The 20,775-nt window shown below is 59.3% G+C and carries 24 protein-coding genes; 4 read left to right on the forward strand and 20 right to left on the reverse strand.

What is annotated here, in order from left to right; translation table 11 throughout:
- Positions 1-18: 18 nt before the first annotated feature.
- From BSK43_RS30295 to BSK43_RS30350, 13 genes are all read right to left on the reverse strand, one after another.
- A complete protein-coding gene (locus tag BSK43_RS30295) occupies positions 19-939 on the reverse strand; it encodes an ABC transporter permease (protein WP_077467224.1) in 921 nt (306 codons plus the stop codon).
- Positions 939-1,787 (reverse strand): ABC transporter permease, encoded by an 849-nt coding sequence (locus tag BSK43_RS30300; protein ID WP_077467225.1) that lies wholly within the window; start codon positions 1,785-1,787, stop codon positions 939-941. Before BSK43_RS30300 ends, BSK43_RS30295 begins: the two co-directional genes overlap by 1 nt.
- A complete protein-coding gene (locus BSK43_RS35885; protein ID WP_348641773.1) occupies positions 1,787-1,984 on the reverse strand; it encodes an ANTAR domain-containing protein in 198 nt (65 codons plus the stop codon). The genes BSK43_RS30300 and BSK43_RS35885 overlap by 1 nt, the downstream gene beginning before the upstream one ends.
- The gene (locus BSK43_RS30305; RefSeq protein WP_246662730.1) at positions 1,960-2,367 is read right to left on the reverse strand and encodes a hypothetical protein; all 408 of its coding nucleotides are present in this window, start codon (positions 2,365-2,367) and stop codon (positions 1,960-1,962) included. The genes BSK43_RS35885 and BSK43_RS30305 overlap by 25 nt, the downstream gene beginning before the upstream one ends.
- Positions 2,364-3,500, reverse strand: coding sequence for a transporter substrate-binding protein (locus tag BSK43_RS30310; RefSeq protein ID WP_077467227.1), 1,137 nt, complete (start codon positions 3,498-3,500; stop codon positions 2,364-2,366). Before BSK43_RS30310 ends, BSK43_RS30305 begins: the two co-directional genes overlap by 4 nt.
- A gap of 293 nt (positions 3,501-3,793) precedes the next feature.
- Complete coding sequence (locus BSK43_RS30315) at positions 3,794-5,146, reverse strand: FAD/NAD(P)-binding protein (RefSeq protein WP_077467228.1); 1,353 nt, start codon at positions 5,144-5,146, stop codon at positions 3,794-3,796.
- Positions 5,147-5,237: 91 nt separating this feature from the next.
- On the reverse strand, positions 5,238-6,257 hold the full coding sequence (locus BSK43_RS30320; RefSeq protein ID WP_077467229.1) for a sulfate/molybdate ABC transporter ATP-binding protein: 1,020 nt from the start codon (positions 6,255-6,257) through the stop codon (positions 5,238-5,240).
- On the reverse strand, positions 6,254-7,132 hold the full coding sequence (cysW, locus tag BSK43_RS30325; protein ID WP_077467230.1) for a sulfate ABC transporter permease subunit CysW: 879 nt from the start codon (positions 7,130-7,132) through the stop codon (positions 6,254-6,256). Before cysW ends, BSK43_RS30320 begins: the two co-directional genes overlap by 4 nt.
- Positions 7,133-7,134: 2 nt before the next feature.
- Positions 7,135-7,956 carry a sulfate ABC transporter permease subunit CysT gene (gene cysT, locus BSK43_RS30330; RefSeq protein WP_077467231.1) on the reverse strand — a complete coding sequence of 274 codons (822 nt, stop codon included), beginning with the start codon at positions 7,954-7,956 and terminating at the stop codon, positions 7,135-7,137.
- A gap of 79 nt (positions 7,957-8,035) precedes the next feature.
- Entirely contained in the window at positions 8,036-9,022 is a 987-nt protein-coding gene (locus tag BSK43_RS30335; RefSeq protein ID WP_077467232.1) for a sulfate ABC transporter substrate-binding protein, read from the reverse strand.
- Positions 9,023-9,169: 147 nt separating this feature from the next.
- Positions 9,170-10,075, reverse strand: coding sequence for a PhnD/SsuA/transferrin family substrate-binding protein (locus BSK43_RS30340; protein WP_077467233.1), 906 nt, complete (start codon positions 10,073-10,075; stop codon positions 9,170-9,172).
- A gap of 62 nt (positions 10,076-10,137) precedes the next feature.
- Positions 10,138-11,130, reverse strand: coding sequence for a fatty acid desaturase (locus BSK43_RS30345; RefSeq protein WP_077467234.1), 993 nt, complete (start codon positions 11,128-11,130; stop codon positions 10,138-10,140).
- 70 nt (positions 11,131-11,200) lie between these two features.
- Positions 11,201-11,749, reverse strand: a complete 549-nt coding sequence (locus BSK43_RS30350) for an OsmC family protein (RefSeq protein ID WP_077467235.1) — start codon at positions 11,747-11,749, stop codon at positions 11,201-11,203.
- Positions 11,750-12,455: 706 nt separating this feature from the next.
- Here BSK43_RS30350 and BSK43_RS30355 point away from each other — a divergent pair.
- The 4 genes from BSK43_RS30355 (at position 12,456) to BSK43_RS30370 (ending at position 14,321) form a co-directional block, all read left to right on the forward strand.
- On the forward strand, positions 12,456-12,653 hold the full coding sequence (locus BSK43_RS30355; RefSeq protein WP_077467236.1) for a hypothetical protein: 198 nt from the start codon (positions 12,456-12,458) through the stop codon (positions 12,651-12,653).
- A gap of 13 nt (positions 12,654-12,666) precedes the next feature.
- Positions 12,667-12,858, forward strand: coding sequence for a hypothetical protein (locus BSK43_RS30360; RefSeq protein WP_077467237.1), 192 nt, complete (start codon positions 12,667-12,669; stop codon positions 12,856-12,858).
- 83 nt (positions 12,859-12,941) lie between these two features.
- Positions 12,942-13,787, forward strand: a complete 846-nt coding sequence (locus BSK43_RS30365; RefSeq protein ID WP_077467238.1) for a VOC family protein — start codon at positions 12,942-12,944, stop codon at positions 13,785-13,787.
- Between the two features lie 234 nt (positions 13,788-14,021).
- Positions 14,022-14,321 (forward strand): hypothetical protein, encoded by a 300-nt coding sequence (locus BSK43_RS30370; protein ID WP_077467239.1) that lies wholly within the window; start codon positions 14,022-14,024, stop codon positions 14,319-14,321.
- Positions 14,322-14,392: 71 nt separating this feature from the next.
- Here the strand turns inward: BSK43_RS30370 and BSK43_RS30375 are convergent, their stop codons facing one another.
- The 7 genes from BSK43_RS30375 to BSK43_RS30405 form a co-directional block, all read right to left on the reverse strand.
- Positions 14,393-15,145 carry a 2OG-Fe(II) oxygenase gene (locus tag BSK43_RS30375; RefSeq protein WP_077467240.1) on the reverse strand — a complete coding sequence of 251 codons (753 nt, stop codon included), beginning with the start codon at positions 15,143-15,145 and terminating at the stop codon, positions 14,393-14,395.
- On the reverse strand, positions 15,142-15,690 hold the full coding sequence (locus BSK43_RS30380) for a methylated-DNA--[protein]-cysteine S-methyltransferase (RefSeq protein ID WP_077467241.1): 549 nt from the start codon (positions 15,688-15,690) through the stop codon (positions 15,142-15,144). Before BSK43_RS30380 ends, BSK43_RS30375 begins: the two co-directional genes overlap by 4 nt.
- 96 nt (positions 15,691-15,786) lie before the next feature.
- Complete coding sequence (locus tag BSK43_RS30385; protein WP_077467242.1) at positions 15,787-16,038, reverse strand: hypothetical protein; 252 nt, start codon at positions 16,036-16,038, stop codon at positions 15,787-15,789.
- Between the two features lie 115 nt (positions 16,039-16,153).
- Positions 16,154-17,086 carry a DMT family transporter gene (locus BSK43_RS30390; RefSeq protein ID WP_246662731.1) on the reverse strand — a complete coding sequence of 311 codons (933 nt, stop codon included), beginning with the start codon at positions 17,084-17,086 and terminating at the stop codon, positions 16,154-16,156.
- Positions 17,087-17,208: 122 nt separating this feature from the next.
- On the reverse strand, positions 17,209-18,306 hold the full coding sequence (ada, locus tag BSK43_RS30395; protein WP_077467660.1) for a bifunctional DNA-binding transcriptional regulator/O6-methylguanine-DNA methyltransferase Ada: 1,098 nt from the start codon (positions 18,304-18,306) through the stop codon (positions 17,209-17,211).
- 218 nt (positions 18,307-18,524) lie between these two features.
- Positions 18,525-18,974: an ester cyclase gene (locus tag BSK43_RS30400; protein WP_077467243.1), complete on the reverse strand. Its 450-nt coding sequence runs from the start codon at positions 18,972-18,974 to the stop codon at positions 18,525-18,527.
- A 248-nt stretch (positions 18,975-19,222) separates the two neighbouring features.
- Positions 19,223-20,557, reverse strand: coding sequence for an epoxide hydrolase family protein (locus BSK43_RS30405; protein WP_077467244.1), 1,335 nt, complete (start codon positions 20,555-20,557; stop codon positions 19,223-19,225).
- Between the last annotated feature and the right edge of the window lie 218 nt (positions 20,558-20,775).

The following is a 20,775-nucleotide window of genomic DNA, read 5'->3' on the forward strand; positions in this document are numbered from 1 at the left end:
TCCCCTTCTTGGTATGATTCAATGCGAGCGGATACGTGGATCGATAAGCGGTGCGATGAGGTCGGCAATGAGATTGCCGAGAATGATGGCCAGCGCCGAGGTGAGCGTGACGCCCATGATGATCGGGATGTCGACCTGCTGGATCGCTTGCCACGCAAGCTGCCCGATCCCCGGCCAGCCGAAGACGGCTTCCACCACCACAACGCCACCCATGAACTGGCCGATATCGATGCCGATCATGGCGATGATGGGCAGGATCGCGTTCGGCAACGCATGGCGCAGAATGATGCGCCGCCGCGAGAGGCCCTTTGCCCGTGCCGTGCGGATGAAGTCCTGGTTCAGCACGTCAATCATCGCCGAGCGAACCATGCGGGCATACCAGCCGGCGCCGAGCAACCCGAGCGTGGCGGCCGGCAGCACGATATTGGAGAAGCTGCCGTAACCGCTCATCGGAAACCAGCCGAGCGTCGCGGCGAAAAGATAGAGCAGGAGCAATGCCACGACGAATTGCGGCGCAGATACCCCGACGAATGCGGAGGCCATCACCAGGCGGTCGGTTGGGCCGCCGCGATCGAGCGCTGCGATGATGCCGAGCGTCAGCCCGAGCAGCACCTCGACGAAGATGCCCGCGGCCATCAAGGTGATCGTGGCCGGCAGGCGCGCCAGGATCAGCGTCATAACTTGCGTCTTCTGGGCATAGGAACGCCCGAGATCGCCGTGCAGCAGGCCGTTCAGATAGTGCAGGAACTGCGTTAGGAGCGATTGGTCGAGGCCAAGTTCGTGGCGAATATTGTCCACCGTCTGCGGTGTGGCGCTGCGGCCGGCGATCATGCGCGCCGGGTCCGCCGGCAGCGCATAGAGCAGGACGAAGGTGATGGCGGCAACGCCGAGAAGGATGAGTGCCGATTGAACGAGGCGCTTTGCGAGAACGTTCAGCATCAGCCTCTACCCCGCTGGGTCGGATCGAGAATATCGCGCAGTGCGTCGCCGACGAGATTGAAGGCAAGAGCGGTGAGCAGAATGACTGCGCCGGGGAAGAAGACGAGCCAGGGGGCTGCCTGGAAATAGCTCTGGCTTTCGAAGATGATGTTGCCCCAGGACGGTTGTGGCGGTTGAACCCCGACGCCCAGGAACGAGAGCGTCGCTTCCAGAAGAACGGTCGTGGCAATGCCGAGCGTTCCCCAGACGATGGCCGTGGGCACGAGATGCGGCAAGATATGCAGGATGACGATACGGATGCGACCGGCGCCAAGCGCCCGCTCGGCCATGATGAAGTCCCGCTCCACCAGTCCGCGGGTTTCGGTGTAGACGATACGGGCCACCTGGACCCAATTTACCAGCGCGATGACCATGACGACGATCCAGAGACTGGGCTTCAGGATAGCGGCGAGCACGATGGCCAGCAGCAATGCGGGAAAGGCCATCATCAGGTCTGTAAAGCGCATCAGCACGCTGCCGGCCCAGCCGCGCAGATAGCCGGCCATGACGCCGACGAAGAGGCCGATCGCGACCGCAACGCCATTGGCCACCAGACCGATGATTAATGATGTCCTCGCCCCAAACAGCAGCCGCGAAAAAAGATCACGCCCGAGCGTATCGGTGCCGAGCAGGAACTGGCCGCTCGGCGGTATCGGCGCACCCTCCAGCGTAAGGCCATCGAACATCTGATTATCGGGGTCGAAGGGCGCAAGCCATGGTGCGGCAAGCGCCATCGCGACGACGGCCACGACGATGATGAGACCGAACAGCCCCGCGGGCTGCCGGCAAAGTTCCCTGAGCACCCGCATCAGCCGACCTCGGACAGGGTTTCGGAGCCGACGAGAAAGAAGGCGGCGATCTGTTCGACCGGGAGACGCCGGCGCATGGCGCAGTTTCTCAAGATGGCATAGGCGCATTCGTCGTCGATGTGACGCTCGGCCTTCAGCCGCTCGATTGCCGAATAGACGACTGGACGCAGCTTCAGGCGCTCCTCCAGATGGGCGATGCGGCCGGCGCCTTGATGCGCTCTTCATGGATGGAGACCGCCAGCACAAGCGCGGGGAAGACGGCGGATGCCATCACCGGCTTCGGAATGATGGCGCCGGCACCCTGGCGCATGGCCCAGGCGATACGGCCCGGCGCTTCCGAGCCGAGCACGGCAACCACGGGCCGCAACGGCTTGTCGCCACTCCACGGGATGAGCTCATCCCAGCCACGGTCGACGTCAACGATGACGACATCGGGCAGATCGCCTGTCGCGATGGGCTTCCATTGGCGGTTCACCCGCATGCCGAGAACGATGAGCTGGCGGTTCAGCCTCTCGGTATTCGTATCTTCCCCGGCGAGGATCGTGACGTGCCATCCGGCAAAATTGGGCGTGCCGTTCATGACTGCACCACCCGAAGATGCCGGGCAGGCTTCTGCCTGCTGGTGATCAGATAGGGATCGGCGGGAATGGCCTGCTCCGAGGCGATGAGATCGAATCCCTGCTGCGCATTGATCCGCCCGAGATAGAAGGGTAACGCGGCGTGGTTTGTCGTCGGATCGACAACGAGGTCACCGAGAACTGACGGCCATGAGCGTGAGATGACTTCCTGCCTGACCATAACGGGATCGTCACTGCCGCAGGCTTCGATCGCGGCGATGCAAAGGGCGACGGCGGTATAGGAGCTGGCAAAGATGGTGGAAACCTTGCCGATTTCCGGGCGCCATGCGTTGAGGCGGGATTTGAAGGCAAGATTCTCGCTGGAGTTCAGACCATCGAAATAGGAAAGCGCCGAAAGCTGTCCCACCGCCCCACCTGCGATATCGGCCAGCTCGCATTCCGTCAGATCGCAGCTCGCAACCGGGCAGTTTTCCGGCAGGAAGTGAGGGTCGCGCTTGCCGAGTTCACCGATGGCAGCGAGGAAGGCGTAGCTCGACGGGCCGATCAGATTGTTGAGGATGAAGCTCGGCCGCTTTTCGGCGATATCGGCAATGATACGCTCAACCGCGGTCTCTTCCAGCGGCAGATAGCGCTCGCCGAGAATAGTCCCGCCGGCATTGACGATCAGCTCGCGGGCGAGCCGGTTCATTTCCCAACCCCAGACGTAATTCGCCCCGACGAGATAGGGTCTCGAGCCGTGACGAGGGATGAGATGCTCGAATAACGGAATGAGATGCTGGTTCGGACATGCGCCAATATAGATGACGTTTTCGTTGGCCTCGAACCCCTCATAGGGGCACATATACCAAAGCAGGCCATCATGCTTCTCGACCAGCGGGATGACTTCCTTGCGGGCGGCCGAGGTGATGGTGCCGACAATATGCCGGCAACCGCTATCACGCATCAAGCTGCGCGCGCCTTCGAGATAGGCGGCAAGGTCGGCATGCGGATCGAAGAAGACGAGCTCTGCCTTCCCGCCGCCATTCTGGTGATAGTCGTGAAGCGCGAACTCGGCGCCGAGCCGGGCCTCGCGGCCAAGCGAGCCATATGGCCCCGTGGTCGAGTAGAGAATGCCGATCTTCACGACGTCTTGCATCGAAACCCCAAAAATAAAAAATCCCACAACGCGGGTCCCGGAAACCGGGGCGTTGTGGGGCGCTATTGCCCTTCGACGAACGAAGTCATGTCAATAAGACGAGCGAATATGCTCATATCTTGAGCGTGATTAAAATACGGTCATTCCCGCTTTGTCAATGCGGCCGTTATCGTTTCTTGCTGCTGCTGATGCCGGCCGCAAGTTGTAGTGCACAACCCGTCCAAGGATGGGAAACGCCGCCGCCCTTTCGAATTGACTGCCGAGAGTTGCCTCTGCTGAAAGCCTCGAAGGTTTCACTGCACGCCGCCGGCAATCGCCTGCCCGACTTTTCTGGCCTGTACACGAATATCCGGTACGGCGGTAATCTCCCAGAATTGGCCTGCCGTCAGAGCGCCGACGGCGTAGATGGCGGGGCCGCTGCTTGTCGAGCGCGGGATGCGCGATTGGGCGTCGACAGTGATCCCAAGGTTCAACGGATCGGCCTCGATCAGTCCCTGATGCTGCATCTCGCGCAACAGCGGCGAATGCGAGATACCTGCCCGCTCCATGCCGGTGCAATTGACGACCCAATCCGCCTCGAGCGACGAGATATCGCTTCGTCCTCTCGGACGATAGCGCAGCGTCAGACCATTGGAGCCCTCGACATCAAGCAGATAGCCGGCGCGGATCGAGACCTGCCCGCTTCTTATCATCGAGTCGAACTTCCCGAAAACATCGGGCGCGACGCGATGGCGATGAATATTCCACCACGGCAATGCATGGCGCAGAAACCGCCGCCGCTCGACTTCAGGCAACCTCAGCCAAAGCGCCTGGGTCTTCGGGCGCAACCCATCCATGACGCTCCGCCAATCGCCGGAGGTCCGGCTTTGCTGACGTAGAGCGTGCAGAAGCTCGCTCATTCGTGTCGGCAATGCAGCAACGTCGATTTCCATTGCCAGCTTTGGCGCCCTGACGTGATCGAGCGGTGCGAGACCACGGCGCGACAGCACCGTGACTTTTCCGGTGAACCCGTGCGCCGACAGAGCCAGGACCTGGTCGATCATGGTGAGGCCGGAACCCAGAATGCAAACCCTGTCCGTCGCTTCCACACGCCTCAACCAAGAGAGCCGCCAGGGATTTTTGACGACATGCGCCAGCGCGCGCGGGGACAATGCCGAGAGATCGATTGGCAATTTGGCATTTCCGACGCCGAGACAGAGTACAATATTCCGGCCCGCGATCTCATTGCCATTATCCAGCAGAAAGCCGATCACCGTCCCGTAGCGCTCGACACAACCAGTTGCCTTCGCTTTGATGAAATCGACCCGGCAACGCGGCTTCTTGTGGCGCAGAAGCTCCGCCAGACTATCGCGAATATAGAGGCCATAGTCCTGACGCGATGCGAAATCGCCGGCTCCGAGCGGCCGCTTGCGCTCACGCAGCCATTCAACGAAATTGTCCGGCCTGTCCGGATAGAGGCTCATGCGGCCAGCCGGCACGTTCAGCCGATGCAGGTAGAGCTCGGTGCGATAGGCCGTTCCCCTTCCAAAGCCGGGATCGTCGCCGACAATGGCGATCGACGCGGAAGCAGGCAGGAGTTCGACAAGATTGCAGACAGTCGCGATCGCAGAGAAACCCGAGCCTACGATCACGGCATCATAGATCATTGAATGTCCTTCTCCGTCTTCGCGGACCACATGACCCTATAATTTAGGACGCCACGCTGTTCGGGCCAGCCCTCAAGCCAACGCGACCGCCCTACGCCGGGAAAACCTTGGCCCGTCGGAATTGGACAAAACCATCCTCGCCGGCTTCGACCGCCCTCTCCGGCTCGACGTCGAATTCCAGCTGTTCTCCGTTCCGGGTCGTCACCAAGACGCGGCGTCCATCGACCCGATCGAGAACCCGGCCAACATGGGCCGGAATCCCAGGCCCTTCATTTGACCAGATCAGATCGGCAGGGCGAGCGTGGATCTCCGCCTTGCCGTTGGGCAGGCCGGAGGCTGCAATCGCTACGTCGCCAACATGGGCGGCACCGTCGCGCACCTCCGCGGCAATGACATTGGTATCGCCCAGAAAGCGCATGACGAAAGCCGATTTCGGATCTCGGCAGACCTCTCCAGGCGTACCCTGCTGAACGATCTGGCCGTCTTTCAGAACAACGACCCGGTCGGCGAGATCAAGCGCCTCTTCCTGATCATGCGTCACGAACAGCGTCGTGATCCCCAGCTCGGAATGGATTTCCCGCAGCCAGCGCCGAAGATCGCGGCGAACATTGGCGTCAAGCGCGCCAAACGGTTCGTCGAGCAGCAGAACCTTGGGGTCGACAGCCAGAGCGCGGGCAAGCGCTACACGCTGCCGCTGGCCGCCGGAAATTTGCGCCGGAAAGCGTTCGGCAAGTCCGTCGAGCCGCACCAAACGCAGGAGCTCGGCAACCCGCTCGTCCACAGCTGCCTTTTCGCGCTTCACCTTGGAAACCTTCAGTCCGAAGGCGATGTTCTGCGCGATCGTCATATGCGGAAAGAGCGCGTAGTGCTGGAACACGAAACCGACGCCGCGGTCGCGGACCGGAATGTCGGTCGCATCCTGCTCACCGAAATAGATATGGCCTCCGTCGGCATATTCCAGGCCGGCGACCATGCGCAGGATCGTCGTCTTGCCGGAGCCCGACGGCCCGAGCAATGCGACGAGCTCGCCGCTTTCGATGGTCAGCAACACGTCCCGCACGGCTCGAAAAGTCTCGAAGGTTTTGACGACATGCTCGAGGCGAATTTTCATGATGCTTTCTCTGCGGAATTGACGGCGGCGCGGGCCCGGCCAGCGCCCTGACGCTCCAGCGCTACCTTGGCAATGATGGTAAAGACGGCAATGATTGCGAGGATGGAGGCGGCGGCGAAGGCGCCTGCCGCCTGATAATCATGGTAGAGCAATTCGATGTGCAGCGGCAATGTGTTGGTCTCGCCGCGAATATTGCCCGACACGACCGAGACCGCACCGAACTCCCCCATGACGCGAGCATTGCAGAGCACGACGCCGTAAAGCAGCGCCCATTTTATGTTCGGCAGGGTGACGGCGAAAAAAGTGCGCCAGCCGGAAGCCCCGAGCGAAGTCGCAGCCTCTTCAAGGTCACGGCCCTGCGCCTGCATCAGCGGGATCAATTCACGCGCCACGAAGGGCGCCGTGACGAACATCGAGGCCAAGATAATGCCGGGAACCGCGAAGAGGATCTTTATGCCATACTCTTCCAGCGTTGGGCCCAATATGCCCTGCAGGCCATATACGAAGAGATAGGCGACACCCGCGACGATCGGCGACACCGAGAAGGGTATTTCGATCACCACAAGCAGAAGCCGCTTTCCCCAGAAATCGAATTTCGTAATCGCCCAGGCCGCAGCGATGCCGAAGACGGTGTTGACGGGAACGGCAATCAGCGCGGTCACCACCGTCAGTATGATGGCACTGACGGTATCGGGATGAACGATCGCCGCAACATAGACCTGCCATCCCTTGGAAAGGGCTTCGACGGCGATGACAATGAGCGGTGCCAGAATGAGGAGACCCGCAAGGATCAGCACCACGGCAATCAGGCTGCGCCGGAAAACAGGCTGGTCGCCGACGCGTGGCGGCTTTCGGCGGGTTCGAGCGACACTCATGGTCAGTTCCTCACCGTGTAGCGCAGCGCGCGCGCCTGCAGCCAGTTGGTAACCGCGAGCATCACGAAAGCAGCGAGAAGCAGCACGGACGCGATAGCGGCAGCGGCCACGTAGTCATATTCTTCCAGCCGGATGAAGATCAGCAGCGAGGTGATCTCCGTCGACATCGGCTGGTTGCCGGCGATGAAGATGATCGCGCCGAATTCGCCGAGGCAGCGGGCAAAGGAGAGCGATACGCCGGCAAGGAGTGCCGGCGTCAGCAACGGGAAGATCACCTTGCGGAAAATCTCCCAGTCGGAACCACCGAGCGATTGTGCCGCCTCCTCCAGCGCCGGATCGAGATCTTCCAAGACAGGCTGCACCGTCCGCACGATGAAGGGCAGCGACGTAAAGCACATGGCGATGGCGATACCGAGCGGGGTATAGGCGACCTTGATGCCGATCTGGCTCAGCAGGGAGCCGAACCAGCCATTGGGCGCAAACAAGGCTGTCAGTGAAATGCCGGCAACGGCCGTCGGCAGCGCAAAAGGCAGATCGACCATGGCATCGAGGATGCGTCTGCCGGGAAATCTATAGCGAGTGAGCACCCAGGCAAGCGCCAAGCCGAAGAAGAGATTGAAGACAGTTGCCCCAAAAGCCGAAGAAACCGTAACGCGATAGCTCGCAAGCGCGCGCGGGGAAGAAACGACACGCCAATAGTCCTCGAAGCCCAGACTCCCCGTTTTAAAGACAAGCGCGGCCAGCGGCAGAACGACGATGAGCCCCACATAGAAAAGGGTAACACCGAGCGACAGCGGCAATCCCGGAAGGATGTTCCGTCTCAACCTGCTATTTCCTTTTATGGCAAAGCCCGGCAGGACCGAAGTCCGCCGGGCGATATCAAAAGCGAATTCCAATCAGGAGTTAGCGGCTGCCATAAAGCTTGTCGAGCGTGCCGCCCGAGGCAAAGTGTTCCTTCTGGACTTTTTCCCAGCCACCGAAGACATCATCCACCTTGACCAGACGGATATCGGGGAATTGGCCCTTCACCTCGGCGGCGACCTTTTCGTTGTTGACCCGATTGCCGAACTCGGCGGCAATCCGCTGTCCTTCTTCGCTGTAAAGGAAGTCCAGATAGGACTTCGCAAGCGCCTCGGTACCATGTTTCTTGGCGACCTTATCGACAACGGCGACCGGAAACTCCGCGAGCAGGCTCACCGATGGTATGACGCTTTCGACCTTGTCCTTGCCATATTGCTTGACGATGCCGCGGGTCTCGGCCTCAAACGTGATCAGCACATCGCCCGTCTCACGCTCGACGAAAGTCGTCGTGGCAGCACGGCCACCCGTATCGAAGACGGGAACATTGTTGAAGATCTTGGTGATATAGGCCTCGATCTTCCCCTGATCGCCCTTATAGGCCTCTTTCGCCCAGGCGTAGGCAGCAAGGTAGGTATAGCGGGAATTGCCTGATGTTTTCGGGTTGGGGAAAACGGCGTGAACATCGTCACGAGCAAGATCGCCCCAATCCTTGATGTTCTTCGGGTTGCCGGCGCGCACGAGGAATGACGGGAAGGAGTAGAACGGAGACGCATTGTTCGGGAAGGCCTTGGTCCAGTCCTTCGACACAAATCCGTTCTTGGCGAGGAAATCGATATCCGTCGACTGATTGAAGGTCACGACGTCGGCTTCCAGCCCCTCCACGATCGAGCGAGCCTGCTTGGATGTCCCGGCATGCGATTGATCGATGGTGACGCCCGGATGCTGCTTGATGAAAGCCTCGTTCTCGGCGGCAAAGAGCTCGCGCGAAACATCGTAGGAGGCGTTCAGCAGTTTCGTCGGCTGCTGCGCCAATGTCGGGCCAGCAAGGAGGGCGGCAAATGCGGTGCCGAGGATAAGTAGGCGGATCATGCATGTCTCCGGTCATTTATGTCATGCAGGAAACTACCGATACGTGCATCGGATCGCGAGGAACACTGCACCCTACTTCCGCTCAACCTTAGAAATTTTGTCCGCTTTATGCTGTAATTCGCGCAGCTCTTGCCGAGCTTGTATCAGTCAAGCCGAGACGAAAAGGCAGAGCCTTTCTCGATTTTCATTTCGCTCGACGCCGATAGCATCGGATAGATCATCCCTTTCGACGCGAAAAATGAGGCTAGGCAATCTCCGGATAACCCATGCGCGCCGCTTCGCGCCCAAGGTCCAGCAGTGCTGATAGTCAGCATCTTCCAGCACGCTGAACTTTCTGAGCCCTAGGGTATCGCGCACCTCATCCATTCGGCGATCATCAGCGACGGCCGCCAATGCCGCGCGCAAGATCGAAAGCTCCTCGTCGGTTGCCGTCGCGCGCGTAATGTAGGGCAGTCCCGGCCCCTTCGGGGTTTCCGCGATAATGCGGACACCCTCAACCAAACGAGGCTCGAAGCGCAGAATGTTCCCATAGGTTATGCAATCGATCGAGGCGACATCCGCAAGGCCGCTGCTGACGAACCTCAAGCTTGCATTGTGGCTTCCTGTCTCGACGACAGAGGAAAAGAAACGTCCATTTTCCGCCTGAGGAGCAACAAGCGCACAAAAAAGGTTGGTTCCGGAATTGCTTTCGGGATGATTGATCGCCGCGCGAGCGCCCCTCAGATCCGCAAGCGTCTGAAACCTGGATTCTTTCGGCACGACGACAAAGCTGCATTTGAGAGGGCCGACACAGCCCGGATAATCATACTCCGGTGTCGCGACGAGACGAACATGGCCGCGAAGTCGCAGCACATAGGGGTAGCCGCAGGTCTGGGATAGCAGCAGGTTCGGCTGAAGCCAGGCATCATCGTGCCGCACCAGCTTATCAAGCCTGTCAGGCACGCTTCGCAGTCCCGCGGCGCGCAGCTCGTCCCGGATGTACGCCCATAGAAGATCGGTCGCCTCCTCAAGGGCCGGCGGACTGGCATACATGGCAAGACTGGCGAGAGACATGGATGGCAGCTTTCATAAAATAAGCGTCAGAACAAAGGAAAAACTGAACAGGAGTCATCTGTCTATGAGATGTGACTTTCCAGTTTCTCCAAAGCCTGAGGAGTGACCACGCGATCCAGCAGCACTTCCCGGTGGAGCGCGGGATGGGCCACCTGCTCCTTCGGCTTAAGAGCATAGGCACGCAGAATAGCCAGATAGTTCGGAAAGACATAGCCGCCATTGACGCGCTGCCACTCCTCGCGTGTCGTCTCATAGAGTTCCGGCAGGCGATACCAGGGCACCCACGGCAACTTGTGATGAACGATGTGGAGGTTGTTGTACAGAAACAGCGGCGCAAGAAGAGAGCGCTCGACGATGATGGTTCGGCCATCCGGGTCTTCCGACCATTGATGTTCGCAGTATGAGCGGATCGCGACGAGCGCCAGTCCAAGGTAGCCGACCCTCAGCGCATAGAACCAGATCGGCATGGCAAAGAGAAAATGTATGGCGAGCCCCACCGGCACGAGACCGATAAAATGCATGATCCAAGCCATTCTTTTCTGCCTGTTGCCAGCCACAATCAAACGCCATTCGCTGATGGTAAAACCAATGACGTTGAGCGGCGGTCCTAGAAGCATTCGTCCTATCAGCGTGTTGTTGATGGTGAGAAGAAATTGAAAGGCTCTGGGCAGATTCAGCCAATCGCCAAGGGTGCGATAGTAGCTTTCGGGATCGTCATAGGGGTCCGTCAGGTGTTCGTCGGTATGATGTTGAAGATGCGTGTCCCGGTAACTTCGGTAGGGATAAAAAAGCCCGATCGGCAGAAAGACCAACAACTCGTTCAAGCGTTCGTTGCGGAAAGGATGACCGTGAAGGACCTCATGCTGCAGTGAGGAATGAAAAGCGATGCAGATACCTAGCAGGATGAGCGATACATTCGGCAAAACCGGGTACAGGAACACGCCAATCATCAGCCAGATGAGATGGCAGCCGACCAGCAAGAATAATGTTGGCCACTCCACGGCGGGAACGGATTTTCGCTCGCTCAGATGGTGAACGATATGAGAGTCGGCCATGGCATCTCTTCTTGAAGGTAGGATTGAAGAGCTATGCGCGCTGCGCCAACGTGGGGACCGGTCGTCATAGTCAGGCGCTTGTTGCCGATTGACCGGGCTGCTGATGGTCGACCCGACCACGCACCTCGTTTCCACGCTTCAGAAGATTGAGGATCGGGCACAGCGTCTCCACGGTCGCCTGCAGCCGGGCGATCTCCTCGCCGCTTGCGGGAGATACAACCGTGACCAGATAGCTGATGTCCTGGGGATAGACGGGCACATCCTCATGTCCCTCCGCCCCGGCACGAGCATCGATGGTCGCAGAGACTTCCGCGTGAAGTGATTCGAGCGGCACACCCTGGTCGGAAGCATGGATCAGATAGGTATGGGTCAAACAGCTCGAAAGCGCGCCCAGCAACAGCTCCGGCGACGACGGGCCCAGATTATAGCCGGCAAAATCAGGCGGGCTGTCGGAGATAACCTGGAAATCCCGAATTCTGATCCGGCGGACACCGCTGCGACCCTCGGCGCTGGCGCTCGCTTTCAAGGTAACAGCGCCCAGTTCTCCCGATTTTACGCGCGCACGCCGGTTAAGCAGAGCTGCGCGCTTCTGCCCGAGATATTCATTCAAGGTTGTCATTGCTGCTTCGCCCTTTGACCATCAATTCAACTCGCCACCGGCTCCGGCCGGGTCCGCAACGAGTGTCCAATTTATAGCCGTCGGATCGACTAATAGTCGATAAAATTTATAGACTTTATGGCGACGTAAGACAAAGAATATTGCCGATATGCGTCCATCCATGAAAATTTTGATCGCCGGGGTCAGGGAAGAAAAAGAAAGGGCTCTCGGCACAGCCGGAGCCCTTTAAAGTTTGAAGGTCAAAAACCTCCAGAGGGAACAGCCAACGCAGCGCAACAGGGAGGAACGAAACGCTAGTCGCGTTGACTGCACTCACAATGCATCCGCCTGGCTTCGAACGCGACAGATAGAGTGACCGAATTTGCGCCGGTATCCGACATATATGTCTAATATTCCGCAAGAACTTGGAAAATACCGACCTGACACAGGCTGCGCTCAAGCGATCTTTTGAGATCGGGGAAGAGATGCCCCTGGGAGCATATACGCCAAACCGCTGATACCCGAATGCCCAATTCGCGCAGGTCACTCAAAAGATAAAACTCGATAAAGTATGGAATTCTTTTCTACGATTGCCAGGTTCGTTTGGTATCAACCGGAATGGTCATCCATAACAGCACATTATATAGTCTACTAAATTAATAGACTAAAGACCCCTACCCTTTGTCGGACATGCCCGGCAGAGGGGCTGACAGGATCGGATGACCCAATGGCGAAACAGGTGATCGAATATGCCGGCGTGCCTGTCGGCATCGTAGTTCCCGATAGGGACTTGTTGAAATTCATCGCCGTGAAATTTCATGTGCATGAGCTCGATGGCCAGCATTTTGCGTCCTCATCGGATGTTCTGCGCGCGATCCATAAACTGATGTCCACTTCACGCGCAAGCGTTCATCACGCAGCTTGAGTGGAGAGAAATCATGGGCAGGCTACGCCATTTTTTTCGCCTTTCCGCTGAGCGCGACGACCTTGAAACGAGGCTGCTTCTTCGCGAGTTTCGCTCGCTGTTTCTCGACGACCATTTCGAAGACGACACCGAGAAAGAGCTCCAATCGAAATGTGCCGAGCTCTCCACGGCGATCTCGTCGCGCCGCTTCAGGCACCGCCACTGATCAGAGACACTCATCCACACCTCACATTGAGATTGGCTACCCTCGCGGCCATCTAACAGATCTAACCCTCGGAGACTCCATTCATGCCCGTTACGGCTCAGCCCCTCGTCCTCGATCACGCGGTCATCGGCGTACTCGACCAGCTCGACACCGCTGCGGAGCTCTATCGCAAACTCGGATTCGCGCTGACACCCCGAGGCTACCACACGCTCGGTTCCATCAATCATCTTGCCGTCTTCGCCGACAATTATGTCGAGCTGCTTGGCTTCCCACCGGAGGGCGACAAGAAGAGGACCGATCTCTGGTCCTATCCGGTCGGCCTGAACGGGCTAGCCTTTCGCACCACCGATGCTGCCACTCTGCAAGGTGAATTGGCGGCTGCCGGAAAACCGGTGACGGATTGGAGAGATTTCTCGCGCCCCGTTGACGTGGATGGCGAGCAAAAGCCAGCAAGCTTTCGTACCTTCCAGATCGGCGGAGACACGATTTCGAACGGCCGCTTCTTCTTCTGCCAGCACAATACGCCGGAGCTCGTCTGGCGTCCGGTTGATCAGAACCACCCAAATGGTGTTTTAAACATCAGCGACGTCTTCATCGTCAGCCGTGCGCCTCAAACGATCACCGAACTGCTCGACGGATTTCCGTCGGCCGCCGCCCCGCAAATCCACGAGAGCGTGATCTCGATCCAGGCGGGTGTTGTGACAATCCATCTCATATCCGAGGCAAGCGCCCTCACCCGCTTCGGTTCGGCCGTACCACAGGGTTTTGAGGGCAATGAGCGCAAAGTGGCACTCGGCCTAAAAGTCCGCTCATTGAAGACTGCAGCGGATGCTCTGGCGCTCGGAGGCTTTTCACCCCAGCCCTTCGACGGCGGTCTGCTCATTGATGCAGATGCCGCCAATGGCGTCGCACTCTGGTTCAAGGAATAGGCAGGGTTCAGCCAGGTTTGCAGGAATATAAGGCGGGACATCCACATCGCGCAAAATCTGAAGCTGCTGGATCGGGTGTGTAGGCTTTCGATTTGAAGATAAGAAGCGGAGTGACCCGAAGCCTTGTTCGTGTAGATTGGCCGTACGGCGCATTGTCGATGGCAATCCTGCCGTGTGATCCCGCGCTTTCTAGATCAACGGCGTCACAGCGCCAGGAAAGATCCGGAGGGGCATATGTGGAGAACCACGCTATCCATCGCTTTGGTGCTCGGCGTCGCTGCGCCGGCTATGGCGATCGACAAGTTTGACATCCGCACACAGAATTGCGCGAGCGTCCATGCGATCCTCGGGCGAGATCGTCAGGCAATCCTGCGTTTTCCATCCCGTGATGGACGCGTGACGCTCTATGATCGCTACGTCTCGACCCCTGCCCAATGCGGCCCTGGTCAATATGGCATTCGCGCCTCTGTCCCGGCAGCCGACGGCGCTTGCCCCGTCGTGAGTTGCCGCCCTCTCAACGACTTCGCGCCTTGACTGGGGCAGCGGCGTACTAGCCACCGAACAGCGTCTAGCGCCGCGAGGATCGCGGCGCCAGTATTGTTTCCTCATCGGGCATCGTGGAAGATGATCCCGACTGTGTGACGCATCCCGGAGCGGACGCGGCTCACACCGTGGCGCAGGTTGACGCGATAGTTGCCTTTCGTTCCCTGAACCGGACGGTTGTGAACCGCAAAGGCGACGGCGTCTCCCTGGTGTAGCGGCACGACCTCGACGCGGCTCTGCATGCGCGGCCGCTGCTCGGTCAGAGCGAATTCACCGCCTGAGAAATCGCGGCCCGGCTCGGAGAGTAGGATCGCCACCTGGATCGGGAAACACAGATCCCCATACAGATCCTGGTGCAGGCAGTTGAAGTCGCCCGGAACATACTGCAGCAGCAGCGGCGTCGGTCGGGTCTGGCCGGCATCGTGGCATTGTCGCAGATACGAGGCGTGGTCGGCGGGGAACCGCTGAGCCATTCCCATCCGCTCGTTCCAGTCGTTGGCGACGCCGGCGAGGCGCGGATAGAGCGCCGTGCGTAAGCCGCCGACAAGGTCGGGCAGCGGATAGTTGAAGTAGCGATACTCGCCCTTCCCGAAGCCATGCCGCGCCATGATGATATGGCTGCGGAAATGGCTCTTGTCACGATAGAGCGCGGCGATGTGGCTGCATTCCTCCGGCGTGAGAAGCTTCGGCAAAACGGCGCAGCCGTAGCTGTCAAGCTCGCCTGTCAGCGCCTTCCAGTCGTAGGCGGCAACGCGCGCCTCTGCAGACATATCCGCAGAGGCCGAAACGGTGGCGGTGACGAATGGCTGGCTCATGCCATGGCCTCCTTGCGGATCAGCTCGCGCTTGCGCTCGATACCCCAGCGATAGCCTGCGAGCTCTCCATCCATACGGACGACACGGTGGCACGGAATCGCCAGCGCAATCGGGTTAGCCGCGCAGGCGCTGGCGACGGCTCTCGGATTCGTCAGCGGACTGATCGACTTGCCCAACTCCGCGTAACTGACCGTCTTGCCGACAGTAATTGTCTTCAGCTTTTCCCAGACACGGCGCTGAAACGGCGTGCCGCGCAGATCGAGCGTCAGATGAAGGCCGGCGGAGGGCTCTGCGATATAACCCAAGACTTTCGCAACATCGTCCTTCACCGCGGCTGCGCTCGCAATCAGTGTCGACTGCGGGAAGCGATCTGCAAGATCCGCCGTCAGCTCCTCGGCATTGTCGCCGAGAAGGACCGCGCAGACGCCCTTAACGCTGCGCGCGACCAGCACCATGCCGAGTTCGCAGTCGGCGACTGCGTAGGAAAGAGTATCGGTGGCCGTTGAAGTGGAATGCAGGGTGTCAGTCTCAATCGCGAGGTTCATTGTCGTATCTCCTTGATTTGTCCTCATGATCGAAACTACGTCTTCAGCCGCGTCTCAAAACTCCGATCCTTGCTTTCAAATCGAAACTTTGCTCGATCAAGAAAGTCTGAGAACGGTGGTTTCTGCGAGCAGATAGGTCTCACCTGAGGTAAAGCGGACTTCGATTTCCCCACGATCGAGCATGGCCCATTCCGCATAACCATCGGCCACGAGCTGGCCGATATATGTCATGACAAGCGCCTTATCCGCGTTGTCCTGGGCAAGCGCGACGAGCGCGTCGGTAGCCTCTTTGGTTCCGCGTAGCTTGCCCCGGCTCGCCTTTGCGTCGAATCCGCCGCGCGAGAACATGGTAGCGGGTGTCCTTGTTTTCGTCGTTGCCGCTCACCGGCCGTGGACGGCCGCGCCTGAGGCGGTCTGTCGTCATCACGCGATATCGTTCGCCTGCGGGATCAGACGACCCGCCTCAGGCGAATCTAAGCTTGAATCTCTTCATGAGACGGCCATCGATGGCAGCGAGTGCCATGCCGATCAGCATCATGCCAATGAACTGCTTGGTATCGAGCTGTTCGGCCAGCACCAGCGCACCGAGCAGAATAGCACTGAACGGAATGAGGAAGGTGACCAACATCAGGTTGGTCGTGCCGGCGGTGGCAAGGATGCGGAAATACAGCACATAGGCAAGCGCTGTGGAAAGTGCCGCTATTCCGAGCACCGCCGCCCACACCGACAGGCCCGGCATTGCGAGCGTCCAGGGATGGTCGACGAGGAGCGCGACCGGCAATACCATCAGCGTCGAGGCCGTGACCTGGCCGGTGGCAGTCACCATCGGCGCCACGCCCATACGGCGGAAACGGCGGCCGAATAGCGCTGCGAAAGCATAGGATATCGCGGCGCCCAGCACGGCCAACTGAGCCAGAATGGTTGCGCCCAAGCCGTCGAACACATTCGGGCCGATCATGATGGTCACGCCAATCAGGCCGATCACGACGCCGGCGAGACGGTTGCCGGTCATTTTCTCCTCCGCCGTGAAGAAATGCGTAACGATCACCGTCCAGAGCGGCGTGGTGGCGTTGAGGATCGCGGCAAGACCGGAGACGATATGCGTCTGACCCCAAACGATCAGGCAGAACGGGACCGCATTGTTGAGCAAGCCCATGCCGAAAAAGGCGATCCAGCTGCGAGCATCGGTCGGAAGCCGCAGGCCCAGCAACGGGATCGTTGCATTGAGAATGAGCGCCGCGCCGGCAACGCGCAGCAGCACCAATGTGAATGGCGGCAAGGCTCGCAAGGCGACATCGGTGAAGAAGAATGACCCACCCCATAGCGCTGAAAGTGCAAGCAGCATCGCCCATTCATGCGAGGTCATCGGGCGATTGATGGCGGGGGTAGCAATCATGGTTGCGGCTCCTTGAGTTCCGCCCCACCGTGCGACGTGGACACGTCCCCCGCACTCCGATTCCTGCTTTCAAATCGACAATCACGCGGCGGATACATGAAGCTCGGGATATAATGCGGGGTTCAAGCAGTCTGCGCCGCCTCGCGATCGAGCAGCGCCCGCTTGCGGTCGACGCCCCATGCGTAGCCGGAAAGCGCTCCGTCGTTGCGCACCACACGATGGCAGGGAATGGCGACGGCGATATTGTTCGCCGCGCACGCGCCGGCGACCGCCCTCGTCGCGGTCGGGGATCCGATACGACGCGCGATATCGGAATAGGATACGCGCTCGCCCACCGGGATCTCCTGCAGCGCCTGCCAGACGCGGCGCTGGAATGCCGTGCCGCGAACGTCCAAAGGCAGATCAAGCCCGATGCCGGGATTCTCGACAAAGCCGACGATGCGAGCAATCAAGGCCTCGTACTCACGATCCATGCCGATCAGGCGAGCCTTCGGGAAGCGGTCCTGAAGGTTGCGGACCAGTTCATCCGGATCGTCGCCGAGCAGGATCGAGGCGACACCCTTCGCACTCGAGGCAACGAGGATCGCGCCGAGATAGGTCTGACCGACCGCGAACTTGATGTCTTCGTTTGCTCCGCCGGCACGATATTGCGTCGGGGTCATGCCGAGCATGCCGGTCGATTTCTCGTAGAAACGGCCGCTCGAATTGAACCCCGCATCGTAGATTGCCTCGGTGACGCTGGCGCCGATTTCCAGACCCTCGCGGAGCTTTTTCGCGCGATCGGCGGCGGTGTAGGCTTTCGGCGTCAGGCCCGTCGAAGCCTTGAAAATACGATGGAAATAGCTCGCGCTGCAATCGACCGCTGCCGCCAGATCATCCAGCGACCGTTCTTCCTCGCTCTCCTCGATGATGCGACATGCCTTTGCCACCAGGGCGGCATTCTCGCTATCGAGCGACAGACCTTCGGGATTGCATCGCTTGCAGGGGCGAAACCCGGTTGCGCGTGCGCTTTCAATCGTGTCGTGCAACGAGACGTTTTTCGAATTTGCCGTGCGCGACGGGCATGAAGGTCGGCAATAGATGCCTGTGGTCGAGACCGAATACCAGAGCTGGCCATCGGCGGATTTATCCCGCGTGGCAACGCGTGCCCAGCGCGGATCATCCACGACGGAAAAGAATGAAGTGCGAAGTGCCGGCTGAGGCTGTGTCCTGGTCGTCATTGCCATCTTCTCTGGTTGTTCCGGCTCGATCTTGCATCCGATCTGCGCTCGTCACACTCCGATCCTTGCTCTCAAATCGGAATGATACCCACCCGATTCCTGCGCAAAGGCTGAAAAGGACCAGAAAGCAAATGAGGCTCGCACCTGGGTTGGCGCAAGCCTCAATTCTTCATTCGGAGAAAAGCCTATCCTTCCAGGCAGGCCATATCCCGCTTCGATCAGGCCTTGTTGATGAGGCCGAGTTGCATCATGGCCGTCAGCCCGTCGTCCAGGCCGTTCTCCTCGACGATCAAACCATTGACGACCTTCAGGACCGTCTTGCCGGTGAAGTGCATCTTGCGGCCGGTTGCGGCAGGCAGGCCACCGAGAAGAAAGTCGTCGAATGCCGGGCCCGTATGCGTGCCTCCACCTTCCCATTGACCGACGACATAATCACCTTCGGCGATCAGGTCGGCAGTGCCCCAGAAATTGAGGTCGGGGAACGCGGCGCGGAAGTCGGTCATGAACGCCTTGATGTCTGCGCGGCCGCGTCGCGGCTCGTGCAGCGAATACTGCAGGAGCATATCGGGCGCCGCGATCTCATCGATAACGGCAAGATTAACGTCCTTGCCCCAGAATTCGGTGAACCAGCGTACGACGACGGCCTTGTTGTCTTCTTCCTTGCTCATGGAAACAATCCTCTTCTCGCTTCGAGCTACCATCGAAACCGCTCGATGGCCTGGATGAGAGGTATTGGAGCGAGAGAACCGCCAAACTCCGGTTCTTACCTTCGAACTGGAAACCGCATCCCGAGATGCGACTGCTGCCGTTAAAGAAGTGGTCCTCAAGGAGCCGCGCCCTTTTGTTCCGGGAGCCAGAGGATGAATACCCTGCAGGTTTGCGGCCCCTGGTAGGGGACCGCATTCTCTCCATGCGTTCAACGCAAGGGCTTAAAGGCTGCCCTCAACTCCTCGGCGAACAGCTGGGGCTGTTCCCATGCCGCAAAGTGGCCGCCCTTGTCGACCTGGTGGTAATAGTAAAGCGTTGGATAGGCCTTCTTGCTCCAGCTCTCGGGTGCGCGATAGATTTCCTGAGGGAAGACCGAAATGGCTACCGGGATCTTGATGTCCTTGGTCTTCTGAGCCTCGGCACTGAAGTTGTTGTTGTTGTTTTCCCAGTAGAAGCGTGACGACGATGCACCCGTGTTCGTGAGCCAATACAGGGTGATGTCATTCAGCATTTCGTCGCGGGAAAAAACACGCTCCGGAACGCCGCCGCTGTCACTCCATTGGGCGAACTTCTCATACATCCATGCCGCCAGACCGGAGGGTGAATCGGAAAGCGAATAACCGATCGTTTGCGGCCGCGTTACCATCATGGCGCCATAAGCGGCGTTTCGTCCGAAGAAGGTGCTGAGCGAGTGGAACGCCTCTGCCTCCGGCTTCGAAAGGCCTGCCGGGGCCGGATCACCGCTGTTGATGGGCTTCACGAGGTCGCCCGGAATGGTTGCGGGCATGTTGAGGTGGATGCCGAGCAAGCCCTTTGGCGCCTGGCGGGCCAGAGCATCCGATATGACCGAGCCGTGGTCGCCGCCCTGGGAGACGTAGTGGTCATATCCCAGCCGCTTCATCAACACATCCCATGCCCGCGCCGTTCGGTCGGGCCCCCAGCCCAGATCAACGGGCTTTCCGGAAAATCCATAGCCGGGGATCGACGGGATGACGACATCGAATGCGTCTTCCGCACGCCCGCCATAGGCAGTGGGATCGGTCAATGGGCCGATGGCCTTGATGAATTCGAATGTCGAACCCGGCCAGCCGTGGGTCAGGATGACCGGAAGCGCGTTGGGATGACGGGAACGAACATGGATGAACTGGATGTCCAAACCATCGATCGTGGTGACGAATTCCGGCAAGGCGTTGAGTTGCGCTTCAGCCTTGCGCCAGTCGTAATCCGTGCCCCAGTACCGCACGAGATCCTGGACCTGTGCCAGCTGGATGCCCTGCGAGGAATCGCCAACCGTTTCCTTGTCCGGCCAGCGCGTATCCGCGATACGCTTGCGCAGGTCGTCCAGTTGCGCCTGCGGAACATGGATCGGGAATGGCCTTATGCTTTCATCCGAACTTGCCTTTACAACAGCGGTCTGGGAGGTATCGGCCGCGTTGGCCGGCGTCAGATATCCGACAGGCACGAGCATAATAGAACCGATGGCGAATGAGACCATCCGCGCGGTGAGACGATTTCGGCTGGAAACCCCTTCGATCTTTGTCATGAGATACTCCTTGTTCTGTGCCGCACCTACGGCACCCGTTGACGAAGGGACCTTGAAAGATCGACGTATCCCGCATGTTTCGGGAACGGCTCGAATTGTATCGGCTTGTAGGAGAGGCGCGGTCGCCCGACGAGAATTGATTGACCGGCTGAATGCTCCGGTCGCGGAAAACGACAGTTTCCCTTGCGCGGGCGGAATGAATTTCCAGAGGCTTCGCG

Origin of the sequence: Rhizobium sp. P44RR-XXIV (genome assembly GCF_001999485.2) — a bacterium.
GTDB lineage: Bacteria > Pseudomonadota > Alphaproteobacteria > Rhizobiales > Rhizobiaceae > Rhizobium.

Coding starts and splice junctions, on each gene's coding strand:
- BSK43_RS30295 (WP_077467224.1), bottom strand. CDS start 939: ATGCTGAACGTTCTCGCAAAGCGCCTCGTTCAATCGGCACTCATCCTT.
- BSK43_RS30385 (WP_077467242.1), bottom strand. CDS start 16,038: ATGTTCTCGCGCGGCGGATTCGACGCAAAGGCGAGCCGGGGCAAGCTA.
- BSK43_RS30310 (WP_077467227.1), bottom strand. CDS start 3,500: ATGCAAGACGTCGTGAAGATCGGCATTCTCTACTCGACCACGGGGCCA.
- BSK43_RS30355 (WP_077467236.1), top strand. CDS start 12,456: ATGGCGAAACAGGTGATCGAATATGCCGGCGTGCCTGTCGGCATCGTA.
- cysW (WP_077467230.1), bottom strand. CDS start 7,132: ATGAGTGTCGCTCGAACCCGCCGAAAGCCGCCACGCGTCGGCGACCAG.
- BSK43_RS30365 (WP_077467238.1), top strand. CDS start 12,942: ATGCCCGTTACGGCTCAGCCCCTCGTCCTCGATCACGCGGTCATCGGC.
- BSK43_RS30405 (WP_077467244.1), bottom strand. CDS start 20,557: ATGACAAAGATCGAAGGGGTTTCCAGCCGAAATCGTCTCACCGCGCGG.
- BSK43_RS30320 (WP_077467229.1), bottom strand. CDS start 6,257: ATGAAAATTCGCCTCGAGCATGTCGTCAAAACCTTCGAGACTTTTCGA.
- BSK43_RS30315 (WP_077467228.1), bottom strand. CDS start 5,146: ATGATCTATGATGCCGTGATCGTAGGCTCGGGTTTCTCTGCGATCGCG.
- BSK43_RS30400 (WP_077467243.1), bottom strand. CDS start 18,974: ATGAGCAAGGAAGAAGACAACAAGGCCGTCGTCGTACGCTGGTTCACC.
- BSK43_RS30340 (WP_077467233.1), bottom strand. CDS start 10,075: ATGTCTCTCGCCAGTCTTGCCATGTATGCCAGTCCGCCGGCCCTTGAG.
- BSK43_RS30335 (WP_077467232.1), bottom strand. CDS start 9,022: ATGATCCGCCTACTTATCCTCGGCACCGCATTTGCCGCCCTCCTTGCT.
- BSK43_RS30390 (WP_246662731.1), bottom strand. CDS start 17,086: ATGATTGCTACCCCCGCCATCAATCGCCCGATGACCTCGCATGAATGG.
- BSK43_RS30345 (WP_077467234.1), bottom strand. CDS start 11,130: ATGGCCGACTCTCATATCGTTCACCATCTGAGCGAGCGAAAATCCGTT.
- BSK43_RS30380 (WP_077467241.1), bottom strand. CDS start 15,690: ATGAACCTCGCGATTGAGACTGACACCCTGCATTCCACTTCAACGGCC.
- BSK43_RS30300 (WP_077467225.1), bottom strand. CDS start 1,787: ATGCGGGTGCTCAGGGAACTTTGCCGGCAGCCCGCGGGGCTGTTCGGT.
- BSK43_RS30375 (WP_077467240.1), bottom strand. CDS start 15,145: ATGAGCCAGCCATTCGTCACCGCCACCGTTTCGGCCTCTGCGGATATG.
- BSK43_RS30305 (WP_246662730.1), bottom strand. CDS start 2,367: ATGAACGGCACGCCCAATTTTGCCGGATGGCACGTCACGATCCTCGCC.
- ada (WP_077467660.1), bottom strand. CDS start 18,306: ATGACGACCAGGACACAGCCTCAGCCGGCACTTCGCACTTCATTCTTT.
- BSK43_RS30360 (WP_077467237.1), top strand. CDS start 12,667: ATGGGCAGGCTACGCCATTTTTTTCGCCTTTCCGCTGAGCGCGACGAC.
- BSK43_RS30370 (WP_077467239.1), top strand. CDS start 14,022: ATGTGGAGAACCACGCTATCCATCGCTTTGGTGCTCGGCGTCGCTGCG.
- BSK43_RS30350 (WP_077467235.1), bottom strand. CDS start 11,749: ATGACAACCTTGAATGAATATCTCGGGCAGAAGCGCGCAGCTCTGCTT.